1 pseudogene is annotated in these 273 nt (G+C 59.0%); it reads left to right on the top strand.

Going from position 1 to position 273, the window contains the following annotated elements:
* Window positions 1-123: 123 nt before the first annotated feature.
* Window positions 124-273: pseudogene (locus U5A56_RS37055) on the top strand (succinate--CoA ligase subunit alpha); the annotation flags it as partial.

The following is a 273-nucleotide window of genomic DNA, read 5'->3' as shown; positions in this document are numbered from 1 at the left end:
TGACAGCATGGAAGAGGCTGCGCAGAAGGTCGTCGCGGCTGCCGCAGGCAAGTAAGCGCGCTCAATGAATAGGTATGGCGGCGCGGTGTGTACGCGACGCCAATCGAACAGAGGTCAAAATACATGTCGATTCTGATCAACAAGGACACGAAGGTCATCACGCAGGGCATTACCGGCAAGACCGGTCAATTCCACACGCGCGCCTGCCGTGAATACGCAAACGGCCGCGAAGCATTCGTCGCGGGCGTGAACCCGAAGAAGGCCGGCGAAGAC

The organism is Burkholderia sp. BCC1998, from assembly GCF_905339875.1.
GTDB lineage: Bacteria > Pseudomonadota > Gammaproteobacteria > Burkholderiales > Burkholderiaceae > Burkholderia.
This window is presented reverse-complemented; position numbering and strand designations above follow the sequence as displayed.